The organism is Streptomyces sp. LUP30 (genome assembly GCF_001746365.1).
Taxonomy (GTDB): domain Bacteria; phylum Actinomycetota; class Actinomycetes; order Streptomycetales; family Streptomycetaceae; genus Streptomyces.
The window spans coordinates 196,388-216,118 of record NZ_MJAJ01000004.1 but is presented as its reverse complement, the minus strand read 5'-3'; the positions used below and the strand labels follow the sequence as shown (position 1 = coordinate 216,118).

At 68.4% G+C, this 19,731-nt stretch carries 19 protein-coding genes and 1 pseudogene; 13 read left to right on the top strand and 7 right to left on the bottom strand.

Going from position 1 to position 19,731, the window contains the following annotated elements; translation table 11 throughout:
- Positions 1-107: 107 nt before the first annotated feature.
- Complete coding sequence (locus BG482_RS05960) at positions 108-686, bottom strand: TetR/AcrR family transcriptional regulator (RefSeq protein WP_069767788.1); 579 nt, start codon at positions 684-686, stop codon at positions 108-110.
- Between the two features lie 203 nt (positions 687-889).
- Here BG482_RS05960 and BG482_RS05955 point away from each other — a divergent pair, with 203 nt between their 5' ends.
- The 10 genes from BG482_RS05955 (at position 890) to BG482_RS05915 (ending at position 9,409) form a co-directional block, all read left to right on the top strand.
- Positions 890-1,708 (top strand): oxidoreductase, encoded by an 819-nt coding sequence (locus BG482_RS05955; protein ID WP_069767787.1) that lies wholly within the window; start codon positions 890-892, stop codon positions 1,706-1,708.
- 59 nt (positions 1,709-1,767) lie between these two features.
- Positions 1,768-2,619, top strand: coding sequence for an alpha/beta fold hydrolase (locus BG482_RS05950; RefSeq protein ID WP_069767786.1), 852 nt, complete (start codon positions 1,768-1,770; stop codon positions 2,617-2,619).
- A gap of 61 nt (positions 2,620-2,680) precedes the next feature.
- A complete protein-coding gene (locus tag BG482_RS05945) occupies positions 2,681-3,859 on the top strand; it encodes a low temperature requirement protein A (RefSeq protein ID WP_069767785.1) in 1,179 nt (392 codons plus the stop codon).
- A 319-nt stretch (positions 3,860-4,178) separates the two neighbouring features.
- Positions 4,179-4,838 carry a response regulator transcription factor gene (locus BG482_RS05940; protein WP_079141619.1) on the top strand — a complete coding sequence of 220 codons (660 nt, stop codon included), beginning with the start codon at positions 4,179-4,181 and terminating at the stop codon, positions 4,836-4,838.
- Positions 4,839-4,895: 57 nt separating this feature from the next.
- The gene (locus tag BG482_RS43375) at positions 4,896-5,078 is read left to right on the top strand and encodes a hypothetical protein (RefSeq protein WP_141746546.1); all 183 of its coding nucleotides are present in this window, start codon (positions 4,896-4,898) and stop codon (positions 5,076-5,078) included.
- Positions 5,075-5,908, top strand: a complete 834-nt coding sequence (locus BG482_RS05935; protein ID WP_069767783.1) for an enoyl-CoA hydratase/isomerase family protein — start codon at positions 5,075-5,077, stop codon at positions 5,906-5,908. Before BG482_RS43375 ends, BG482_RS05935 begins: the two co-directional genes overlap by 4 nt.
- Positions 5,909-6,225: 317 nt before the next feature.
- Complete coding sequence (locus tag BG482_RS05930; RefSeq protein WP_069767782.1) at positions 6,226-6,486, top strand: alpha/beta fold hydrolase; 261 nt, start codon at positions 6,226-6,228, stop codon at positions 6,484-6,486.
- Between the two features lie 497 nt (positions 6,487-6,983).
- Positions 6,984-7,994, top strand: coding sequence for an alpha/beta fold hydrolase (locus BG482_RS05925; RefSeq protein ID WP_256096275.1), 1,011 nt, complete (start codon positions 6,984-6,986; stop codon positions 7,992-7,994).
- Between the two features lie 34 nt (positions 7,995-8,028).
- Positions 8,029-8,223 (top strand): hypothetical protein, encoded by a 195-nt coding sequence (locus BG482_RS05920; protein WP_069767781.1) that lies wholly within the window; start codon positions 8,029-8,031, stop codon positions 8,221-8,223.
- A 349-nt stretch (positions 8,224-8,572) separates the two neighbouring features.
- Entirely contained in the window at positions 8,573-9,409 is an 837-nt protein-coding gene (locus BG482_RS05915; protein ID WP_069767780.1) for a hypothetical protein, read from the top strand.
- A gap of 427 nt (positions 9,410-9,836) precedes the next feature.
- Here the strand turns inward: BG482_RS05915 and BG482_RS44990 are convergent, their stop codons facing one another.
- Positions 9,837-9,962 (bottom strand): hypothetical protein, encoded by a 126-nt coding sequence (locus BG482_RS44990; RefSeq protein ID WP_256096274.1) that lies wholly within the window; start codon positions 9,960-9,962, stop codon positions 9,837-9,839.
- 199 nt (positions 9,963-10,161) lie between these two features.
- On the opposite strand from BG482_RS44990, the gene BG482_RS05910 reads away from it, so the two are divergent.
- Positions 10,162-12,633 carry a tetratricopeptide repeat protein gene (locus BG482_RS05910; protein ID WP_069767779.1) on the top strand — a complete coding sequence of 824 codons (2,472 nt, stop codon included), beginning with the start codon at positions 10,162-10,164 and terminating at the stop codon, positions 12,631-12,633.
- A 222-nt stretch (positions 12,634-12,855) separates the two neighbouring features.
- Here the strand turns inward: BG482_RS05910 and BG482_RS05905 are convergent, their stop codons facing one another.
- The 3 genes from BG482_RS05905 to BG482_RS05900 form a co-directional block, all read right to left on the bottom strand.
- Complete coding sequence (locus BG482_RS05905; protein ID WP_069767778.1) at positions 12,856-14,034, bottom strand: glycosyltransferase; 1,179 nt, start codon at positions 14,032-14,034, stop codon at positions 12,856-12,858.
- Positions 13,980-14,669 (bottom strand): histidine phosphatase family protein, encoded by a 690-nt coding sequence (locus BG482_RS46070; protein WP_079141618.1) that lies wholly within the window; start codon positions 14,667-14,669, stop codon positions 13,980-13,982. Before BG482_RS46070 ends, BG482_RS05905 begins: the two co-directional genes overlap by 55 nt.
- A gap of 310 nt (positions 14,670-14,979) precedes the next feature.
- On the bottom strand, positions 14,980-15,342 hold the full coding sequence (locus BG482_RS05900; protein ID WP_079141617.1) for an XRE family transcriptional regulator: 363 nt from the start codon (positions 15,340-15,342) through the stop codon (positions 14,980-14,982).
- Positions 15,343-15,669: 327 nt separating this feature from the next.
- On the opposite strand from BG482_RS05900, the gene BG482_RS05895 reads away from it, so the two are divergent.
- Together BG482_RS05895 and BG482_RS40625 are read left to right on the top strand one after the other, a co-directional pair.
- Positions 15,670-17,781 (top strand): LamG domain-containing protein, encoded by a 2,112-nt coding sequence (locus BG482_RS05895; protein WP_069767777.1) that lies wholly within the window; start codon positions 15,670-15,672, stop codon positions 17,779-17,781.
- Positions 17,782-17,909: 128 nt separating this feature from the next.
- Positions 17,910-18,251: pseudogene (locus BG482_RS40625) on the top strand (transposase family protein); the annotation flags it as partial.
- Positions 18,252-18,253: 2 nt separating this feature from the next.
- Here BG482_RS40625 and BG482_RS40620 read toward each other — a convergent pair.
- Positions 18,254-18,625, bottom strand: coding sequence for a hypothetical protein (locus BG482_RS40620; protein WP_079141616.1), 372 nt, complete (start codon positions 18,623-18,625; stop codon positions 18,254-18,256).
- 360 nt (positions 18,626-18,985) lie between these two features.
- A complete protein-coding gene (locus BG482_RS40615) occupies positions 18,986-19,645 on the bottom strand; it encodes an SUKH-4 family immunity protein (RefSeq protein ID WP_176741314.1) in 660 nt (219 codons plus the stop codon).
- Positions 19,646-19,731 lie beyond the last annotated feature (86 nt).

Genomic DNA, 19,731 nt, shown 5'->3' with positions numbered 1-19,731 from the left:
CCCGCCGCCCGGCCGACCAGGACACCACCGCCGGACGCCGCCGCCAGGCTTCGACGACGCGGGGAGCCGATCGGCGCCCCGCGCGTCCGCGTCAGCCCGTTGCGGACTCAGCCACGCGGCCCCGCGCCGTGCAGGAGTGTGTCGATGACGAGCGTGGCCAGGGCGTCCGGGTCCTGTGCGGCAGGATCCTGCTCCGTGCCGGGCCCGTTGACGGCTTCGCCGAGGAGGGCGTAGTACACCTGCCGCGTCCACGCCAGGTCTGCGTCCGGAGCGATCAGCCCCTCCCGCTGCGCCCGGTTCATGAGCTCGACGGTGTGGGTGTCGATCTCACCCCAGAGGGCGGCTGCGGCGGGAGTGTGAGCCGCGGCGTGGCTGAGGGTGAACCGCCAGGTGTTCTTGACCCGCAGGACGTTCGCCGTCACCCGGTGCAGTGCCACGAGCGCGGGGGCGGCCTGCGGCCGGGCCTCCTCGATGGCGTCGATGAGCTGCTGCTTCGCGGAGACGGCGAGCGCCTCCAGCAGCGCCTGCCGGTTCGCGAACCGGCGGTGAACGGTGATCCTGGTCAGCCCCGCCGCCTCGGCGACCTGCTCCATGGAGGCGCCGGCGTCCTGGGCGAAGACCTGTTCAGCCGCCTCGAGAATCGCGCGCACACTGCGCTCGGCATCTGCCCGCAGTGCTCGGCCCATGTCTGTCTCCTGTCTGATCGCTGCCCGTCCCCTTGTAGGGGATACGTGAATGCTACCGGTAGCCGGTTAATTGATGCTTCCGTGTTGCCATTGACTTGAAAACTGATACATTGGTGAAACCGATTGAGGATCGCTCGGCGCCGGCATCGCGAGCCCTCCATCACGACAACGACGAAACCGACCCCCTGAGCAAGGAGCCCACAATGGCGACGACACGACCGGTAGCCCTCGTGACGGGCGCGTCCTCCGGAATCGGAAAGGCAGCCGCTCTCGCACTGGCCGCGGCAGGCCACGAAGTGGTAGGCACCAGCCGCAACACCGCGCACGTCACCCCGATCGAGGGCGTGACCTTCCTCGACCTCGACGTGACCAGTGACGAGTCGGTGACCGCCGCGGTCGGCGAGGTGATCGACCGGTTCGGGCGCATCGACGTCCTGGTCAACAACGCCGGCATCGGCTCGGCTGGCGCCGCCGAGGAAAGTTCCGCCGCGCAGGCGCAGGGCCTCTTCGACATCAACGTCTTCGGCGTCATCCGCATGACGAACGCCGTCCTGCCGCACATGCGCGCGGCACGCAGCGGACGCGTCATCAACATCTCGTCCATCGTCGGGTTCATGCCGCAGCCCTACATGGCCGTCTACGCCGCTTCCAAGCACGCCGTCGAGGGCTACTCGGAGTCCGTCGACCACGAGGTCCGCGAGTACGGCGTGCGGGTCCTGCTCGTCGAGCCGGCCTGGACCAGCACCGCGTTCGACGCCGCCAGCGTCCGCCCCGACCAGCCCTTGGACGTCTACGCCCACCAGCGGCACGTCTTCGAGGAGTACATGGCCCAGGCCGTCAAGGACGGCGACGCCCCCGCCGTCGTCGCCAAGGAGATCGTCGCCGCCGCGACCGACGCCAAGCCCAAGCTGCGCTACACCGCCGGCGCCCTCACCGGCCGCGTCCGCACCATGCGCCGCATCGTCCCCACCCGCATGTTCGACCAGCAGCTGCGCAAGCTCAACCGCCTGCCCACCACCTGACGTTCAGACCCCACCTCCAGACGACAGCGACAGCGACAGCGACAGGAAAGCGAAGCGACATGAGCACCTACCTGGCAGACGCGGCCGAGGACCTCACCGTCGACGGTCCCTCCGCGACCTTCACCTACCGGCGCCTCGGCCCGGCCGGGGGCACCCCGCTGGTCCTGCTGAACCGGGTCCGGGGCACCCTCGACTGGTGGGACCCGGAGTTCCTGGACCACCTGGCCGCCGAACGCGACGTGATCGTCTTCGACTACCTCGGTACCGGCTACACCACCGGTACTCCGGCCGACTCCGTGGAGGGACTCGCCGACGGGACCGTCGAGTTCATCGAGGCCCTCGGCCTCACGCAGGTGGACCTGCTCGGCTGGACGCTGGGCGGCACCGTCGCCCAGCACATCGCCCGCCGACGGCCCGACCTGGTCCGCAGGCTGGTCGTGGCGGCCGCCGGTCCCGGCGGCACGGTGCCCGGCGCACCCGACCCGAACCCGAAGGTGCGGGCCACCATGACCAAGCCCGAGGTCACGGGGGACGACCTGGTGTTCCTGTTCTTCCCGGAGACGGACACCGGGCGCGCCGCCGGGTACGCGCACCTCGCCAGGGTGGCCACCCGGCTGGCCGGCGGGCTTCCCGAGGTGTCCGAGGCGGCGGCCATGGGCCAGATCGCCGCGATCCAGAAGGACGCGTCGATCCCTTTCGAGCAGGTGCGGGCAGAGCTGGCGGCCATCCGGCAGCCCGTTCTCTACGCGACCGGCATGCAGGACGTGATGATCCCCGCGCTGGCGGCCTACACCGCCGTGCAGGACCTCGTTGACGCCACTCTCGTCGCCTACAGCGACGCCGGCCACGCCTTCCTCTTCCAGCACGCCAGGGAATTCGCCGCCCAGGTGACGTCCTTCCTCGCCGACTGACCACTGAACGAAGCCCGACACCGAGGGAGTCGGAAAGCCTCCCCGAACGAGGAGACCCACCGTGGAGTCGACCAGCGATCCGGCACGCCGCGAGGTCACGCCCCTGGAACTGTTCTTCGACCTGGTCTACGTCTTCGCCATCGGCCAGCTGTCACACCGATTGCTGGCGCACCCGACGTGGACCGGCGCCGCCCAGACGCTCGTGCTCTACCTCGCCGTCTACGCAGCGTGGGCGTACACCACGTGGGCGGTCACCCTCGTCCCGGCCGAGGACCCACGGACCCGGCGGATGCTGCTCGCGGTCATGCTCGTGGGGCTCTTCATGAACGCCGCGATCCCGCGAGCCTTCAGCGACGCCGGTTGGCTCTTCGTCGCCACCTTCCTGCTGGTCCACATCGGGCGGACGGTATGGCTGCTCACCGTCGGCCTCGACGAGGTCAACCAGGAGCATTTCGTCCGCGTTCTGGTCTGGTTCGTCGCCGCCGCTCCCCTGTGGGTGACCGGCGCGGCGGTCGGCGGCGGCGCGCGGCTGGCGTGGTGGGCCGCGGCGCTGCTGATCGAGTTGGCGGGCACGTGGACGGCGCACCCGCTGCCCGGCCGCAGGCTGGAGTCCCGGCAGATCGGCTTCGCCGGCGGGCACCTGCTGGAACGCGGCCGCCTGTTCGTGATCATCGCGTTGGGCGAGACGGTCATGACCACCGGCACGGCGCTCACCGCGGCACCGTACGAGCCGATGACCCTGCTCACCGGCAGTGTCGCGCTCACCGGCACGGTCGCACTGTTCTGGCTGTTCTTCAGCCGCTCCGAGCGCGTCGTGCGCCATTTCCAGCGGACCGAGGACCCCATGCGGGCCGGGCGCAGCGGCGTCATCAGCCTCATGGCCTCCGTCGCCGGGTTGATCGCCGTCGCCGTCGCCGATGAACGTGTCATCGTCCACCCCGTCGACCACGCCGGCATCACCACGAACCTGTTGCTCTTCGGCGGGCCGGCCCTCTACCTCGTCCCCCAGGTGTGGCACGGGGCAACCCTGTTCGACGAGCTGCTCTCGCCACGGCTGCTCGCGCTGTCCGCCCTGGTCGTCGCGGGCCTGCTCACGCCCATGGCCCCGGCATGCCTGGCGGCGGTCGTCGCCGCCGTGATCGTCGTGGCACTGGCCGCGTTCGAAGAGCGCCGTCCGACCGACGATACGCAGGGGAAGCCGGCTCCTCGGACCGTCCACACCCCTGACCCGATCACCTGATTCCGACGCACGCGGCCGGTCTGCCGGCCGGCATGGCACATCGGCGGGTCGTCCGATGAGACCGGCATGCCTTCTCCCCCTCCCCACCCCCCTTTCAACAGAAGGATTTTCATGAGCCTGTCCACCAGCGCCCCCTCGCCACCGGAGCCGACGGGGGTGCCGACAGGGGCCCCGCCCGGACACCCGCTCTCGAGCCGTCCGGCGCTGAGACCGCCCTCCACGCCGGTGCCCGCGACCACCCCGACCATCCGCATCCGGTAGCCGGACATGAGCCGACCGGCGGGCGGGAGCAGGTGGCCGTGTCGGGAGGCGGGGCGCCATAACGACGGCCGGCGTACTGATCTGTGACGCCCAGGAGTTGATGCGGGCCGGACTGCGCGGGGTGGTCGACAGCCAACCGGACTTCACTGTCGTCGGCGAGGCCGGGGACGGCGAGTCCGCTGTGGCGCAGGCACTCACGCTGCGCCCGGACCTCGTCGTCATGGGAGTGCGGATGCCGTGTCTGGACGGCATCTCGGCAACCGCGCAGGTGCGTGCCGAACTGCCCGGGACCCACGTCCTGGTGCTCAGCGCCTGCGACCGCGACGAGTACGCCTACGCGGCGCTGCGTGCCGGAGCCAGTGGCTTTCTCGTCAGGGACACCTCGGCCGCCGAGATGCTCGTCGCGCTCCGCGGGGTACTGCGCGGCGAAACGATGATCGCCCCCTCCGTGGCGCGGCGTCTCATCGACCGGTACGTCACGGGCGCGGTCGTCCCCCTCCCCGACGCCCGCCTCGACACCCTCACCGAGCGTGAGCGGGAGGTGCTGTGTCTGGTCGGCCGCGGGCTGAACAACGGGGAGATCGCCGAGAAGCTGTTCCTCGGCGAGACCACGGTCAAGACGCACGTGGCCCGGATCCTCGCCAAACTGCACGTCCGTGACCGCATCCAGGCCGTCGTCGTGGCCTACGAGAGCGGACTGGTTCGCCCTGGCGGATGACCCCGTCGGGCGCCGGGGAGGACGCCCGACGGCACGGCCGGTACCTAGATTCGGGGCATGTCGATCATGCGGGAGTTTCTGCGCCGCCCCCGACTCACCGGCGCGATCCTGCGACAGCTGACGCCGAGGGCACGGCTGGTGGCGGTCGAACTGAACCGGGTGTTCGCCGACAGGCCGGCACAGCGGTACCGGGACTTCCGCTCAGCACCGTCAGAATTTCTGCACTGGAGCACACCATGACGCAGCACAGCATGTTCAGCATCGGGACAGTGGCGCCGAAGATCCGCAAGGTCACCTTCTCGAATCCGCCGGTGAACGTCGTCGGGGCGGACACCGTTGCTCAACTGGCCGACGTCGTCGACGAGCTGAGCCGGGACGAGCAGGTTCAGGTCGTCATCTTCGACAGCGGCACGCCCGGGTACTTCTACAACCACGCCGATCTCGGCCAAGTGGCCGACCTCCTGGCGCTGAACAGCGCCGACGGGACACCGACGTGGGTCGACCTGGTCACGAGCCTGACCAGTGCCCCGTTCATCAGCATCGCCTCCGTCCGCGGGCGGACCAGGGGTGGCGGGGACGAGATCGCCCTGGCCTTCGACCTGCGCTACGCCAGCCGCGAGGAGGCGTTCTTCTGCCAGCCCGAGGTCGCGATCGGCATCGTCCCCGGCGGGGGCGGCAGCGACCGTCTGGCCCGGCTGCTGGGGCGGGACCGCGCGCTCGAAGCGATCCTCACCGGCCAGGACTTCGACGCCGACACGGCCGAGCGGTACGGGTGGGTGACCCGGACCGTCGCCGACACCGAACTGGACAACCTCGTGAGCGGCGTGGCCGCGCGTATCGCCTCGTTCGACAAGCAGTCCGTCCTGGCCGCCAAGGCACAGATCAACCGGTCGACCCTGCCGCCGGTGGCCGACCTGCGGGCGTCCTGGGCGGAGTTCGCGGAATCGGTCGACTGGCCGGGATTCCAGGCGCGCGTGCCGCAGCTCGGAAAGGCCATCGCCGAGATCGGTCTCGAGGAGATCGAGCGCGACCTGGGCCACTACGCCGGCCTCATCAACGAACAGGCCTGAGCACGTCCCCTCGCGGAGACGCCCGATCCGCGTCGCCTCCTTTTCGGTGAGACCGGTGAGAAGCGCGCCGATCACCCCTCCGCCGAAACCGAACGGAAAGACGTCGACATCATGTCCGACACGCAGACGGCCCGGCCGCACCATGCGGCGGAGGCGGGAATCACGGAGTGGCGACGCATCGTCGCGGGGCTGGAGTGGGACCGGCTCCCCGATCTGCTCGCGGAGAACGTCGCCTACCGGGAAAAGACAGCACCTCGTGCGAGGACGCTCCGCACACCACGGCGCACGACAACCCTCAGGGCTTCTACAGCAACCAGATGACCGTCAAGGACTTCGAGCGGCTTCCCGACCCCCGGCCCCGTCTGCGCACCCTGCACGTCCCCTCTCTGATCATGCGAGGGGAGTGCGACTTCATCAAGCCCGCCGTGACCGCCGAGTACCAACACACCCTCGGGGGCTCCGAGTTGGTGACCGTCAAGGGAGCCGGACACTCCATCTCGGGCGAACAGCCCGGCCGCTACACCGCGCTGCTGAGGGACTTCCTCCTGGACGAACCGCTGCCGAAGGGCACCGGCTGAGTACGGAACGGGCGGTCGGATCGGATCGGATCGGGCCGGGGCGGGGCGACCGACGGCCCGGACACGGCCGCCGTCCTGGCCCACGAGAGCGGACCGGTTCGCCCCGGCGGCGACTCGGTGTCGGCCTGACGGATGACCCTGCCGGGCGCTCAGGATGACGCCCGACGACACGGCCGCTCCCTAGGTTCTGGGCATGTCGATCATGCGGGAGTTCCTTCCCCTCCCCCGCATCACCGGCGTCGTCACTCCCAGGCCCCAGCTCCCAGGTCCCAGCCCCCAGCTCGCCCACACTCGCGCAGGCCATGACCTCCGCTCCGCACCTCGACCGCCCACAGGACCCATCGGGGCCTTCAGACCTACGGCGACGGGCCCGCCTTGACGAGGTCGCCGGGTCAGGAACAGCTCCACGGTCCGTGCGCCCCGCAGACACCCGTACACGAAGCGCACGGCAAGTTCGACGCGCCGGGGAAACCTCCGGCCCGACTCAAGGAATGCGCATGTCCTCAACCAACCGGCCTACCCGTGGCTCCCGGCGCACCGCGATGGCGCTGGCCACCATGTCGCTCGTCGCGGCTGTCGCCGCCACGGCGCCGAGCATGGCCAATGCCGTGAGCGGCAGCTCCAGCGGTACGCGGCAGGCGGTCACCCAGACGCGGAACGCGGTGAGCGCCAGCACCGCCCCCAACCTGCGCGTCAAGGCCGCAAACGGCGTCACCTACCTGTACCGCCGCTTCGGCCACCCCACGGCCGACAGCGTGCCCCTGGTCTTCTTCCAGCACTTCCGCGGCAACATCGACGGCTGGGACCCCAAGCTCATCGACACCATCGCCGCCGAGCGCGAGGTCATCCTCGTGGACAACGCCGGCGTCGGCGGCTCCACCGGCATCACCCCCAGCACCGACCAGCAGATGGCCCTGGACGCCATCGACTTCATCGACGCCCTCGAGCTGCCACGCTACGACCTGTTCGGCTTCTCCCTCGGCGGCGAGGTCGCCCAGGAGGTCGCCCTGCGCCGCCCCTGGCAGGTCCGCCGCGTCGTCTTGGCCGCCACCGGTCCCCAGGGTGGAGTGGACCAGCGCGCAACCGACCCCGACATCCTGCAGAGGACCCTGAAGGACGATCCCGGCCCTGAGGACTATCTCTTCCTGTTCTTCAAGAACACCGCCTCCAGCCAGGCCGCGGGAGCGGAGTTCCTGCAACGCCTCGGGCAGCGCACCACCGACCCCGACACCCCCACGAGCCTCGCCACCCGCGATCACCAGCTCACCGCGTGGTCCGAATGGGGCATCACCGACAAGTCCAGGCTGGTCCGCCTGAAGTCCCTCTTCCAGCCGGTCCTGGTCGCCGACGGCGAGAGCGACATCCTGATGCCCGCCGAGAACTCCCACCTGCTGGCCAAGTACCTCCCCAACGCCCAGTTGCACATCTACCCGGACGCCGGCCACGGCTTCCTCTACCAGTACGCCGTCAAGTTCGGCACCGAGGTGAACACCTTCCTCGACCGCTGACCGCACATCCGCCGCGAGACGGTCGCCGACGCCCATGCCGGCAGGCACGGTGACCGCCGAGCGGCAGCCGTACCCCGCCGGCGCGGAGCACGGTGGAGGGACACACCCACCCAAGAAGCACGGCAAGGAAATCGCCGCCGTGGACGCGTTCACGCACGACGGCATCAAGGCGATCGTCGTGCCGTCGTTCACGGACGACCCCAACATCCCGGCGAGCGCCCTGCAGTAGGCAATGTCGGCTGACGAATCCGGTCGCGGTCGCCTCAGCCGGAGGCGACCGCGACCGAGGCCTCGCGGGGCAGGCCTCCGATTCGAGCGCCTGTCAAGCCGCTGGGCCATGCTCGTCACCTACCCGCTCGTGACCGGGCCCGCCCGCTGTGGACTCACCACCAGACGATCCAGAGCCTGCCGGCGGACATGGCCGCGCGTGAGGCGGGGACCGCCTCCGACACCGCCGAAGGTCCCGGCCGCGGCCGTGTCGGCCACCGAGAGTGATCGGCCATCGGCTGGCCCGCCCGGCACCGGAGGGTGTCCGACGGTTTGGGTACGTTGGTGGCCACCGACCCAGGAGATGTCCCGTGCCCGACCGCCCCAGCGTTCTGTTCGTGACCGATCTCGCCTACGAGGCACGGGGACGGCGCTACTGCGACGAGGACATCTTCCTGTCGTCGCGGCTGCGGAACGACTTCGACATCGCCTTGTGCCATCCGCTGGACGCCGCCGCTCTGATGGACGCCTTTGACGCGGTCGTGGTCCGCAACAGCGGCCCCGTGCTGCACTACCAGAAGGAATACGACGCCTTCCGCGGCCAGGCCGCAGCGCGGGGCGCCCGGGTCTACAACCCGCTGTCCGGCCGGGCCGACATGGCCGGCAAGCAATACCTGCTGGACCTGACCGCAGCCGAATACCCGGTCATCCCCACCGTCGACCGGCCCCAGGACCTCGGCCGCCTGCCCGAGGTCGACCAGTATGCGGTCAAGCCGAAGGCAGGGGCGGACTCCATCGGCCTCAGCTTCGTGCCCCGGGAGCAACTGGCCGGCCTCGCCTACGGGGACGTCCTGGTCCAGCCTCGGATCGATTTCCGCTACGAGGTGTCGTTCTACTACGTCGACGACGCCTTCCAGTACGCCCTGCACGCCCCCGACCCCGAACGGCGCTGGGTCCTCGAGCCCTACCGGCCCACCGGGGCCGATCTCGACTTCGCCCGCCGCTTCATCGACTGGAACACCCTCGACCACGGCATCCAGCGCGTGGACGCCTGCCGCACCCAGGAGGGTGAGCTGCTCCTGGTCGAGCTGGAAGACCTCAACCCCTACCTGTCCCTCGACCACCTCGACGACCCGACCCGCGACATGTTCGTCACCAGCATGACGACCTCCCTCCACCGGTTCCTCGGAACCCCACCCCGCCCCTGAACCGGCAGGCCGCCGGTCATCTGAGAGCCGGAGCCCCGCCGACGTTCCGGTGGAAGCACCGTGCGTCAGCCTTCGCAGCCGCGAGGAATTGGGGATCTTGACGGCCCTTGCCGATCGTTGCCGAATCACGCCGTTCTTGCAGGTCAGACGTGCTGATCAGTGTCAACCCTGTGCAGTGCTTGTCGGTCTGTTCCTGTCCTTGTGGCCCCTCAATGGCCCCTGGAGGTCGATGAGTTAGACGCTTACCAGAGCAGCAGCCGCGTCCACCCAGCTCGGCCAAAGGATGGAACGTTCGCACAGCGGATTTCCCGTCCAACGCGCAGATGCTCCGCCCTGTAATCAGGGACGAGGCCTCACGGAAGTCCGAGGTCCTGCACACCTCGGCGAAGGCCTGCAGGACCTCGTGGTGTTGGGCGGTCCCGAGACGTTATTGGTGGGTGACCCACCAGATGGCCAGCTGGACGGGGGCGGAGCCAGCTGCGGTGGCGGCGGCGGTGACGGCAACTTGGACGGCGGTGTGGGTCAGGCGGCGCAGAAACTGACGGTCGAACATGAGGTCCCCCTCTACGGTTTGCCGGCCATGCGGGGTGCGTGGCCGTTCGCTGTCGATGGGGCCGGTCCGGACGGTTTTCCGGTTCTGCTCCGCGTTGGTGGTAGCGCAGGGCAGGCTATTGGCCTCGGGGCGGAGGCCGGTCCCGCGGTTTCCGGGATGGTTCCGGTCCGGAATCCGGTCCGGCAAAGGGGGCAGCGGGATGGGCGAGCCGCTGGACGCGACCGGGATGTGGGCACGGGCGCTGCGTGTGCTGTGGAACGCTGCGGCCCAGCCAACGGGCGCGGCGATCATTCGGCAGGCCGCCGCGCAAAACCCGCCGGTAAAGGTGACCTCGTCGTCGTGGAGCGATTGGTACAACGGCAAGAACGTCCCAGCCGAGGCCAGGACCGCGCGGTGGCTGGTGGTGTTCCTGCGGGGCCGGGCTCGCCGGACGACTCCCGGGTTCGTCGCCGAGCCCGATGACTGGTGGGAGCAGGCGTGGGAGCGGGCTCGGGCGGAACGGCAGCAGCGCCGGAGCGGCCGGTCGCCCAGGGCGTATCCCGGGCGTCCCCAGGATGCGGGAGGGCAGCTCCGGGTCGGAGTGGTGCCGCGCCAGTTGCCTCGGCAAGTCTCCCGGTTCGTCGGCCGGCGAAATGAGCTTCGCTGGATGGACTCCCCCGGTGAGCCGAGGGCAGCGCCCATCAGCGTTATCTCCGGGACCGCTGGCGTCGGTAAGACGGCGCTGGCTCTGTGTTGGGCGCACGAGGCTCGTGACCGGTTCGCCGACGGCGACCTCTACGCCGACCTCCGTGGATTCGACCCACACGGATCGGCAGTCGATCCCTCCGAAGTGCTCGGCGCGTTTCTGCGCGCTCTCGGCACCACAGACGAACTCATCCCGCAGGATATCGAGGGGCGCGGCGCGCTCTTCCGGAGCCTCCTCGGCTCGCGCGACGTCCTCGTCATGCTCGACAACGCTCGGGATGCCGCGCAGGTACGCCCGCTCCTGCCGGGCGGTGCGAACGGAGCGGTTGTGGTGACCAGCCGGAGTCGGCTGGACGGACTCATCGCTCGGGAGGGCGCGAGACGCCTTGACCTAGATGTACTGACCGAGCCGGAAGCCCTGGAGCTGCTGCGGGAAGTGCTGGGTGCCGGAAGGGTCGACCGCGAGCTACAGGCAGCGGGCGAGTTGGTGCACCGCTGCGCCCGACTGCCGCTGGCCCTCCGTATCGCGGCTGCCCACGGTATCGCCCAGCCGGGGGTGTCACTGGCCGAGCTCGCGCGCCGATTGGAGGCCCGGGGCCTGGACTACCTCAGCACGGACGACGACGATGGGATCAGCGCCGTGCGCGCTGCCTGCTCTTGGTCCTACCAGGTGCTGCCCCGCGCGCAGGCCCGGCTGTTCCGACTGCTCGGCCTATCCGGCGGTACCGACGTGCCGACGCCGGTGGTCGCCGCCTTGGCGGGTTTGCGGACCGACATGGCAGAGTCTTTGCTGGACAGACTCGCAGCGGCCTGCCTGATCGAGGAGCACCTACCCGTGGGGGCAGCCTATGCCCCGGAGGGCCCCCGTAGATGGCGGATGCACGACCTACTCCGCTCGTTCTCCTTGGAGTGCTGCATGAACGACGAGCCCAAGCGGGAACGGCGCACGGCGGAACGGCGCATGCTCGACTGGTATTTGGAGCATGCCCGGGCGCTCGACCGCCTGCTCTGGTCGCCGAACTTGACCGAGGAACGGGACGAGACCGGCGTCCCAGCCGCACGGGAACCGGAAGAGATAATTTCGGTCGTTGGCACCGGGCAAGCGGTACCGATCTTTGCCGACCTGTCGTCTGCGCTGGCGTGGTACGACCGTGAACGGCCGGCGTTCCTCGACGTGATCCGGACGGCAGCGCGCGAGGGCCACCTGGAGCACGCCTGGAAGATCCCGGTGGCCCTATACGTCGCCTACTTCCGCAGGCGGCACCTTGCCGACCTCGTTGCGACCCACCTCGTCGCCCTGGACGCGGCTGTTGCATGCGGCGACCGCGCGGCCGAGGCCAGGGTGCGCTATGGGCTGGGCGATGCCTATGGCGGGCTCGTCCGTCATGCCGAGGCCATCGCCAGCCACGAGCAGGCTCTGGTTCTGTTCGAGGAGTTGGGCGACCGACACGCCGAGGCCCGGGTACTGCATGGGCTCGCCCACGTGTACTTCACGGTCGACTCCCATCAGCGCGCCCTAGACCTGTTCCTCAGGTCGCTCGACCGCTTCGTCGAGTGCGAGGACGCACATGGCATCGGCCACACCCTCAACGGGCTCGGTAACGCGCTCACCGGTATGGAGCGCCATGCCGAGGCTCTGGATTACTACGAGCGGGCACGGGATCAGTTCCGCGAAGGCGGGGACCGACACGGAGAGGGCCACACCCTGTTCCGTCTCGGCATGTGCCAGCTCGGCCTCAGCTGCCCGGAGGCCGCGATCGAGCACTTTGGGCACGCCTTGCAACGCTTCAGCGAGGATGGCGACCACAGCATGGCGGGGGGCACCCTCGCTGGGCTGGGCGACGCGCATCTCGCACTGGAGGATGTGCCCCAAGCGGTCTACTGCTTCGAGCAAGCTCTACGCTCCTATCGGATCGCCGAAGACACCGCAGGGGCAGGGAACATGGAAAAACGGATCGCCGAAGCACGACTCCGTACCGGACGGTGACCGCCCGCGCGGGGCGTTTCTACCTACACGGAAGGAGGCCGGGGCCTAGGGACTTCTGATGGATCGCCGCGGCGTCACAGCGTCCTCCGCCCTCGGCTTCGCCCGAGCGGGGACCACCATGCCGCTCGCCGCAAGCGGACGGGGAGCTCCGCCGCATGACCGTTCACAGCGCACGCCGATCGTACGCACCGCAGACGCCGCTCCTTCCTCCACGGACATCCATCAGAAACCCCGTAGGGCCAAGCGAAGCCGATCCACGGTGACGTCCCGCTGGTACTTGCTGGACTGCCGCAGCGCCGCCTGACTGAGGCCCCGCTGTATCGAGGGCTCCGACAGCACCGCAGTGAGCGTCCGCGCCAGGGACTCCGCCGACGGTTCGCTCCACCGAGCTGCGGTGTCGCAGACCTCCTGCAAGGTGTCGGAGCGGACCGCGACGACCGGCACTCCTAGGGTCAGTGCTTCCAGCACGGGCAGGCCGAATCCCTCACACCAGGACGGTACGACAAGTACGGCCGACCTGCAGTAGGCGTCGATGAGCTCGTCGTCGCTGATCCAGTAGTGATAATTGATCCAGCCGCCAGCCACGCCCCGGCCGATCGCCGCATGGACCTGTGCAGCGTAATCCCTGTAATTGCCGGTGGAACGTCCGACCAGTGTCAGAGTCACCGGGACGCCGCAGCGGTACATCGACTCCACCGCCTGCAGAAGGCTGAGCTGGTTGCGGCGCGGCTCGAAGTTACCGATGTGCAGGATCTGCCAGGGCGCGTCGAAAGGGCCTTTCCAGCCGCTTGCGTCGTGGAACTTCGAGCTGGCGAACGGGTAGACCGTGTTGATCTTCGCGGCGTGCGCCGGAAACAGTTCACGCAGTCGGCGTGCAGAGGAATCCGAGACCGACAGCACCACGTCGGCCCTCTCGACGCCCTCGGCGTACAGCACCCTGTAGACGTCCTGGACATCGGGTTCCTGCCCGCTTGTAGAGGCGGGCATACGTTCCCGCACGTACGTCAGCAGGAGGCCGAGGTCCCGCTCACCGTAGCGCAGTCGCCATTCTTCGAGCGTCGCCAGCGGAACCCCGTCCATGAACGGATAGGTGTCATGCAGGAAGCGGATGTGTCGGCAGGGGATCAGCGGCGACACGTAGTACTGAAGGGCCAGGAAGGAGTCCACCCTCGCCGCCTCGATGATCAGCGGAAGTCCATGGATATCGCGTTCGGAGTACTTGGCCAGCGGATAGTCGCAGACCTCGGCGCCTTGCTCGGCCCACAGTCCCAGCTCCCCGCGGTCGCCGAACAGAACGAGATCAAATTCGGGCGCACCATCGATGAGCCCGCCCACGAAGTCTCGGGTCAGCCGGGAGACGCCGTTTCCCCAGATCCGCCTGCAGTCGATTCCCACGCGCATTCTTTCCTCCCAGCACCATCGTGACGTGCGGGTTCTCGTGTGATTTGCATGGCGCGAATTCTCTCGCCTTCGACGTGGCAGGCGAGATGGAGCTCGACACAATTGCCAAGATGTCGCAAGACGGTCTCCCCCCGAGAGATCTGGAGGAGCGCGGCACGTATCGCTCCGCCGTGCGAGACCACCAGCGGGGATGGCCGAGTGGCGGCACACCGGCCGAGGGCGGCGAGTATGCGGGCGGCGGCCTCAGCCAGCGATTCTCCGCCCGGAAAGGCCGCTGCCGTGTCGCCGGCGTCCCAGCGGGCGAGCACTGAGTCGTGCAAGGCCCAGGACCGCGGATCGTCCCGGCCGTCCAAATGGCCCACATCAAGCTCGCGCAGTCCCTCGTCGAACCGGACCAACGCAGCACCCCGGCCGAGGATCCGCGCGGTCTGGGCGGCACGGACCAGTGGCGAGCTAAAGATCGTCGTCTCACCCACGAGCCGGTCCGCGAGCGCCGCCGCCTGCTGCCGTCCGCAGGAGGTGAGCGGCAGGTCAGCGTCACGGTAGGACAGAAGCCGTCTTGTGTTGGTGAAACTCTCGCCATGCCGGACGAACCGAATGACAACGGGCGTTCCAGGGGTTGATTCAACGCTCATGTCCCGAGTCGCTCGGCCGCATTGATCTTGCACCTATGTTCCATTTCTCCAAGATGACGTCCAACTCGGCCTCTGTGAAGTCGCCCGTGCAGATATCCGAAGGCGCCTTGGGGGCATATTCGTGAGCAGTAGGTGCGAGACGGCCCGTGGCGGCGCGTAAGGTCTACCCGTCGCACGCCGCACGATGGGTCATCACGCTTGGCCTGTGCGGCAGTTGAGCGCCGTCGCCTGCCAACTCCGCGTGCGGCGCCCTGTGGAGACTCGATGGCGTCGAGGGTCGCGGGTGATCTCGCCAACCGCCTTGGTGAACTCAGGTGAGCGGCGTCGGCAGTGCCGGTATGAGTAGCACATTCGGGGCATGGTGCAGCGGCCGGGCGAGGCCGGCCGCGGAGGGCGTCGCGCCCAGGAACTCGGCCGCGACGATCTTCAGCTTGCCGCCGAGCGCCTTTACGTATGCGGCGAGGGTGTCGACCTCGCTGCGCTCCGGTTGACCTTTCTCGATGCGTGAGACGCGGGCCTGGGTCACACCCATGGCTTCGGCAACCTGGACTTGCGTGGCGTGCTGCCGCTTCCGCAGCTCGGCGAGGCGGTGCGCACGGGAGGCCAGGACCATCGCCGAGGGTACGGAACCCTCCCGCAGTGGATTCCCTTCCAACGCGATGCTGCTACGCATACGCCTGCTCCGCCTGGGGCACCGCGCCGCGATGCCAGCCGGCCCAGTTGCCCGGCTCGCCACCGCCGACCAGGATCACTGCCCGGCGGCCCAGGTCGAACACGAACAGCAACCCGCACCTCCGTGCCCCCGCCGAGTATTCCCGGCGTTGTTGGTTGTCCTGCTTCGACCACAACGAAGTTGTGGAACAGGTCGGCCGGGAAACCCTTTCCGTGCTGTCAGTGGGCTCTGTTAGCTTCAGGCGCTCGTGTGATCCACGAGCGTCAAGCATGCACAGGGGAGGGCCACTTGACCAGGTTCACGAGGACAGGCAGACGCAGACGGACGGTGGTGGGGAGTTGCGCAGCGGCACTGTTGGCCACGGCTGCCGGGACGGCGAACGCGGTGAGCAACCTGCCGCCGGATCAGCCGCTTGTCCAAAACCTCCAGTCGGGAGGCAAGGCATGCGCGACCGGTGACGACACGCCATACGTTTCGACGCCGCCCAGGCTCGGTGCGGTGCTGTACGACCCGGAGGAGGACAACCAGCCCTCCGAATCCAGCCCGGTCAGTGGCGAGTTCGAAGCCTGGTGGACGGATGCGGCCGGAGTGAAGCAGCAGCGTACCTTCACCAGCATCATTCTCCCCTCGGGGTCGCGCCAGTACTGGACGATGCCGAACGACATCCCGGCGAACACCGTCGTCTCCTGGCATGTCCGCGCAAACGACGGCAAGGCGACCTCCGCGTGGAGCGACGAGGGCGACGGCTCCCTCTGCTCGTTCGTGTACGACGACGTGAGCCCGGAGAAGGCCACGATCACCTCTCCCGAATACCCCAACCCGGAGGACGTTTTCTGGGTGGACGGAGTGGGCGTCTACGGCCACTTCACCATGGACTCGCCTTCCGACGACGTGGTGTCGTACAGGTACGGCCTCGTGGGCGGCCCCTACGACACCGTCTCCGCGGCGCAGCCGGGCGCGGCTGTGACCATCCCGTACCTGCCGCTCTCCGCGGGACCCAAGTCGCTGACGGTCCACGCCATCGACCGGTCGGGCCGAAGCAGTGGAGAGTCGCGTTACGACTTCAACGTGAAGGCCGGCCGTGCTCCAGTCGACCGCTGGAAGCTGGACGACCCGGCGGACTCCACCTCGGCCGCCGCCGAGACCGGCACCGCCGCCCGTGCCGGAACCGGCGTGACCTTCGGCGGCCCGGCGCCCACAGGCAGCACGACCGCCACCACGGTCGGCCTCGACGGCAGCGGCCACGGCTTTCTCACCCCGGACGCCTCGGTGACCGACATCCGTAAGACCTTCGCGGTGAGCGCGTGGGTACGGCCCGCCGAAACCGACCGGAACATGACCGTCGTCAGCCAGGATGCCGATGGGACGCCCGGCTTCGACCTCGGGCTGCGCCGCCAGGACTCCGGGGCCGCCTGGTCGTTCGCGATCGGCGGCGCACAGGTGTCCGGCGGCGCCCCCGAGACCGGCGAGTGGGCCCATCTGCTGGGGCTGTACGACGCCGAGACCGGAAAGGCGCGACTGTACGTCAACGGCCGCGAGGCCGGCACCGCCGCTGAGGCGACTCCCGCCGAAGCGGCAGGCGCTTTCCAGATCGGGCGCGCGCTCAGGGCTGCCGGCTACGAGGACCAGTGGCACGGGGACATCGGTGACGTACAGGTTCACGACCGGGTCGTGGTGCCGGACGAGGCAGCCAAACTTGCAGGCCGCAAGCCGAAGTTGCTCGGCCACTGGTCGCTGGAGAACGCGACGGGCGGTCTGAGCCCCGAGCAGTCGGACGGCGCACCGCTGCGGCTCGGTGCGGGGGCTTCGATCTACCGGGGCTCCGACAGTTCCTGCATTCCGGAGATCGACCCGGACTGCACCTACGTGCCGCCGCCACTCGTCGGTGACGGGCATCTGGTGCTGGACGGCGAGAGCGGGTACGCCACTGCTGACGGGCCCGTCGTGGACACTGGGGACAGTTTCACTCTCGGCGTCGTCGTTCGCCTCGCAGACGCCGAGCCCGCCCACCCGATGGCCGTGCTCTCGCAGGCTGGCCGGCACACCGACGCCTTCAAGGTGCGCTACGAACCGTCCACGTACACCTGGCAACTGGTGATGCCGGAGAAAGACGAGGCCGGAGCCCCCGAGAAGGTGGTGTCCCAGATCGTGGGCGCGGACGGTGGCGAGGGCCAAGGCCAGCGCCTCGCCGTGGTCTACGACGACGCCACCGACACGATCAGGCTCTACCTCAACGGCTACACCAACGCCCAGGCGACCGCGAGTCTCTCCAACGGCTGGCACAGCACCGGTGCCCTCCAGATCGGCCGGGCCAGGTCCGACGACGGCTGGGGCGAGTACCTGCATGGCGACGTGGACGAGGTACAGGCCTACTCCGGCGCGCTGAGGGACACGGACGTCTCCCGCCTGGGGTGGGGTACGGATCGTTGTCTGTGCTGATCCCTGACCTCCCCAACGGTCCGCCCGAACCCGGGTTCCGGCGGGCTGCCCTGCTCCGGTCGACCGCCGGTGCCTAAGAATGCGTGCGTCCCTCCTGACCCCCCGCCCGCATCGGACACGAACAACAGTGGGCTTCACCAGCCCTGGCCGACGCCGTTCACGACGTCCGTGCCGCGCGTGAGCACGGCGTCATCGAGGCACTCGCCGAGGCCGGCATTACCTGCTGGGCAGACAAGGGCTATCAGGGTGCAGGCGGCACGGTCCGTCTCCCTTACCGTGGCCGATGGGACAGCCTCTCCACCGGCCAGCAGGCCGTCAACCGGTCCCACGCAAAGGTCCGCGCACTGGTCGAGCGGGCCATTGCCACCCTCAAGTCCTGGCGACTCCTCCGCAAGCTCCGCTGCGCGACGACCCGGATCACTAGCCTCGTCCAAGCCGTCCTGATCCTCCAGCTCGCCGCCTCGGGCTGAGATCAATCCGCAGCATTCACCAGGTGCGTCAATTCGGCCTCGGACGTGCCCGCCCGCAGACGAACGTCGAAGGCATAACCCTCATCGCAGAACACCAGGTCAAGGTCCATGGGTGTCAGCTCGCGGAAAACGATCGCCAACCAGATCGCATCTTCCTCCCAGACGTCCATGTACAGGCATGTGCCGTCCTCGTGCAGGTACGCCTCACCTGAGCCGTTCTCCGTCTGAAACTGCCATACGAGACTGCGTGCTTCACTGCGGTGCATCGAGTCGATCTCAACCTCAGACCATCGGGCACGGATCGCTTCTGTCAGCGCATCTGAATCGATGCGCCATCCGCCCGCATCACCCTCGACCACCACCAAGAACGTCATAGCCAGGGTGTACCAGACGTCCGTGACACAGCACCGATCGACTGTCGACTGAAGTTGGAATGGGCTCACTGAACGTACACGTGCCCTTCAAGGGACGCCTCGGTCAACTCTCGGGGCGTGCCCGCCTCGAGGAGACGAGCGAAGGTCTCGGGAATGTGGGCTCCCGTCTTGCCGCGCCCTCAGCGCAGAGACCCCCAGTCCACTCGCCCGGCCTGGATCAAGGACGGCCTGACACTCATACCCGTACCCCCGGTCTCTGCCGAGCCATTGGCATACACCGCTCGCGGTCGCGAGGGTGCACCCTTCCAGAGATCATCCCTTTCCCCCGTCACCGAGGACTGGCGCTCCTGGGCGGATCAGCTACTCAAAGCCGTCGATCATCACCGACCACATCGATTGGGGTTTCTCGACCGACAGGCGATCCTTTCCATGGAAGTTGGCCCGAACCCTGGAGCAGAGTTCTCGATAGGGCGCATGGAAGTCGACGTCTGCAGCCTTGCTGCCCGATTTTCTCGAGGCTTCCCAGGCAGCCATTTCGGCACGGTCGGCCCGATCACGCTGATCCACCAGAAGAGGAGCAAGCCAGTACCAACGCCAACAGAAATCGACGAAGACGGCGAGTCGCGAATTAATCAACTCATCCTGAATCCGGTCCGGATGTACATGCGCAAGCGCCGGCGCCATGTCGCGCACATCTGGCACGGCGAACACGGAGCCAGACGTTTCACTGACCACGATTTGCACATCTCCGCATTGCGCGACCACATAACCATTCCAGCCTTGACCTGCATACTCCGGCTCACTCGACGACTGGAAGAGGGCACCGACACGCAGAAGCGTGTCCATGGAAGGAAGCGCCGGCAATCCGTGGACAGACAGAAACTCCTTGTCGCCCGGCGAGAGTCTCCATGAGCCCAGGACAACAGGCGGCCGTACTGATGCCCCCTCTCCGTGGACCAGCGATCCAAGTTCAGCACTCAAGAGGCGATCCACCTCGGTGCTTGCTTCTTGGTAATCCACGAACGACACCTCCGGTAGCCCTGCAAAGATCGCGAGCAGTCTAGCGCGACTCGCGCCGCGATCGCGGCAGGAGCCATATCATCAGC

Bases quoted from the DNA above. Each gene is read 5' to 3' on its own strand.
- BG482_RS05960 (WP_069767788.1), bottom strand. From the start codon at position 686: ATGGGCCGAGCACTGCGGGCAGATGCCGAGCGCAGTGTGCGCGCGATT.
- BG482_RS05955 (WP_069767787.1), top strand. From the start codon at position 890: ATGGCGACGACACGACCGGTAGCCCTCGTGACGGGCGCGTCCTCCGGA.
- BG482_RS05950 (WP_069767786.1), top strand. From the start codon at position 1,768: ATGAGCACCTACCTGGCAGACGCGGCCGAGGACCTCACCGTCGACGGT.
- BG482_RS43375 (WP_141746546.1), top strand. From the start codon at position 4,896: ATGTCGATCATGCGGGAGTTTCTGCGCCGCCCCCGACTCACCGGCGCG.
- BG482_RS05935 (WP_069767783.1), top strand. From the start codon at position 5,075: ATGACGCAGCACAGCATGTTCAGCATCGGGACAGTGGCGCCGAAGATC.
- BG482_RS05930 (WP_069767782.1), top strand. From the start codon at position 6,226: ATGACCGTCAAGGACTTCGAGCGGCTTCCCGACCCCCGGCCCCGTCTG.
- BG482_RS05925 (WP_256096275.1), top strand. From the start codon at position 6,984: ATGTCCTCAACCAACCGGCCTACCCGTGGCTCCCGGCGCACCGCGATG.
- BG482_RS05920 (WP_069767781.1), top strand. From the start codon at position 8,029: ATGCCGGCAGGCACGGTGACCGCCGAGCGGCAGCCGTACCCCGCCGGC.
- BG482_RS44990 (WP_256096274.1), bottom strand. From the start codon at position 9,962: ATGTTCGACCGTCAGTTTCTGCGCCGCCTGACCCACACCGCCGTCCAA.
- BG482_RS05910 (WP_069767779.1), top strand. From the start codon at position 10,162: ATGGGCGAGCCGCTGGACGCGACCGGGATGTGGGCACGGGCGCTGCGT.
- BG482_RS05905 (WP_069767778.1), bottom strand. From the start codon at position 14,034: ATGCGCGTGGGAATCGACTGCAGGCGGATCTGGGGAAACGGCGTCTCC.
- BG482_RS46070 (WP_079141618.1), bottom strand. From the start codon at position 14,669: ATGAGCGTTGAATCAACCCCTGGAACGCCCGTTGTCATTCGGTTCGTC.
- BG482_RS05900 (WP_079141617.1), bottom strand. From the start codon at position 15,342: ATGCGTAGCAGCATCGCGTTGGAAGGGAATCCACTGCGGGAGGGTTCC.
- BG482_RS40620 (WP_079141616.1), bottom strand. From the start codon at position 18,625: ATGACGTTCTTGGTGGTGGTCGAGGGTGATGCGGGCGGATGGCGCATC.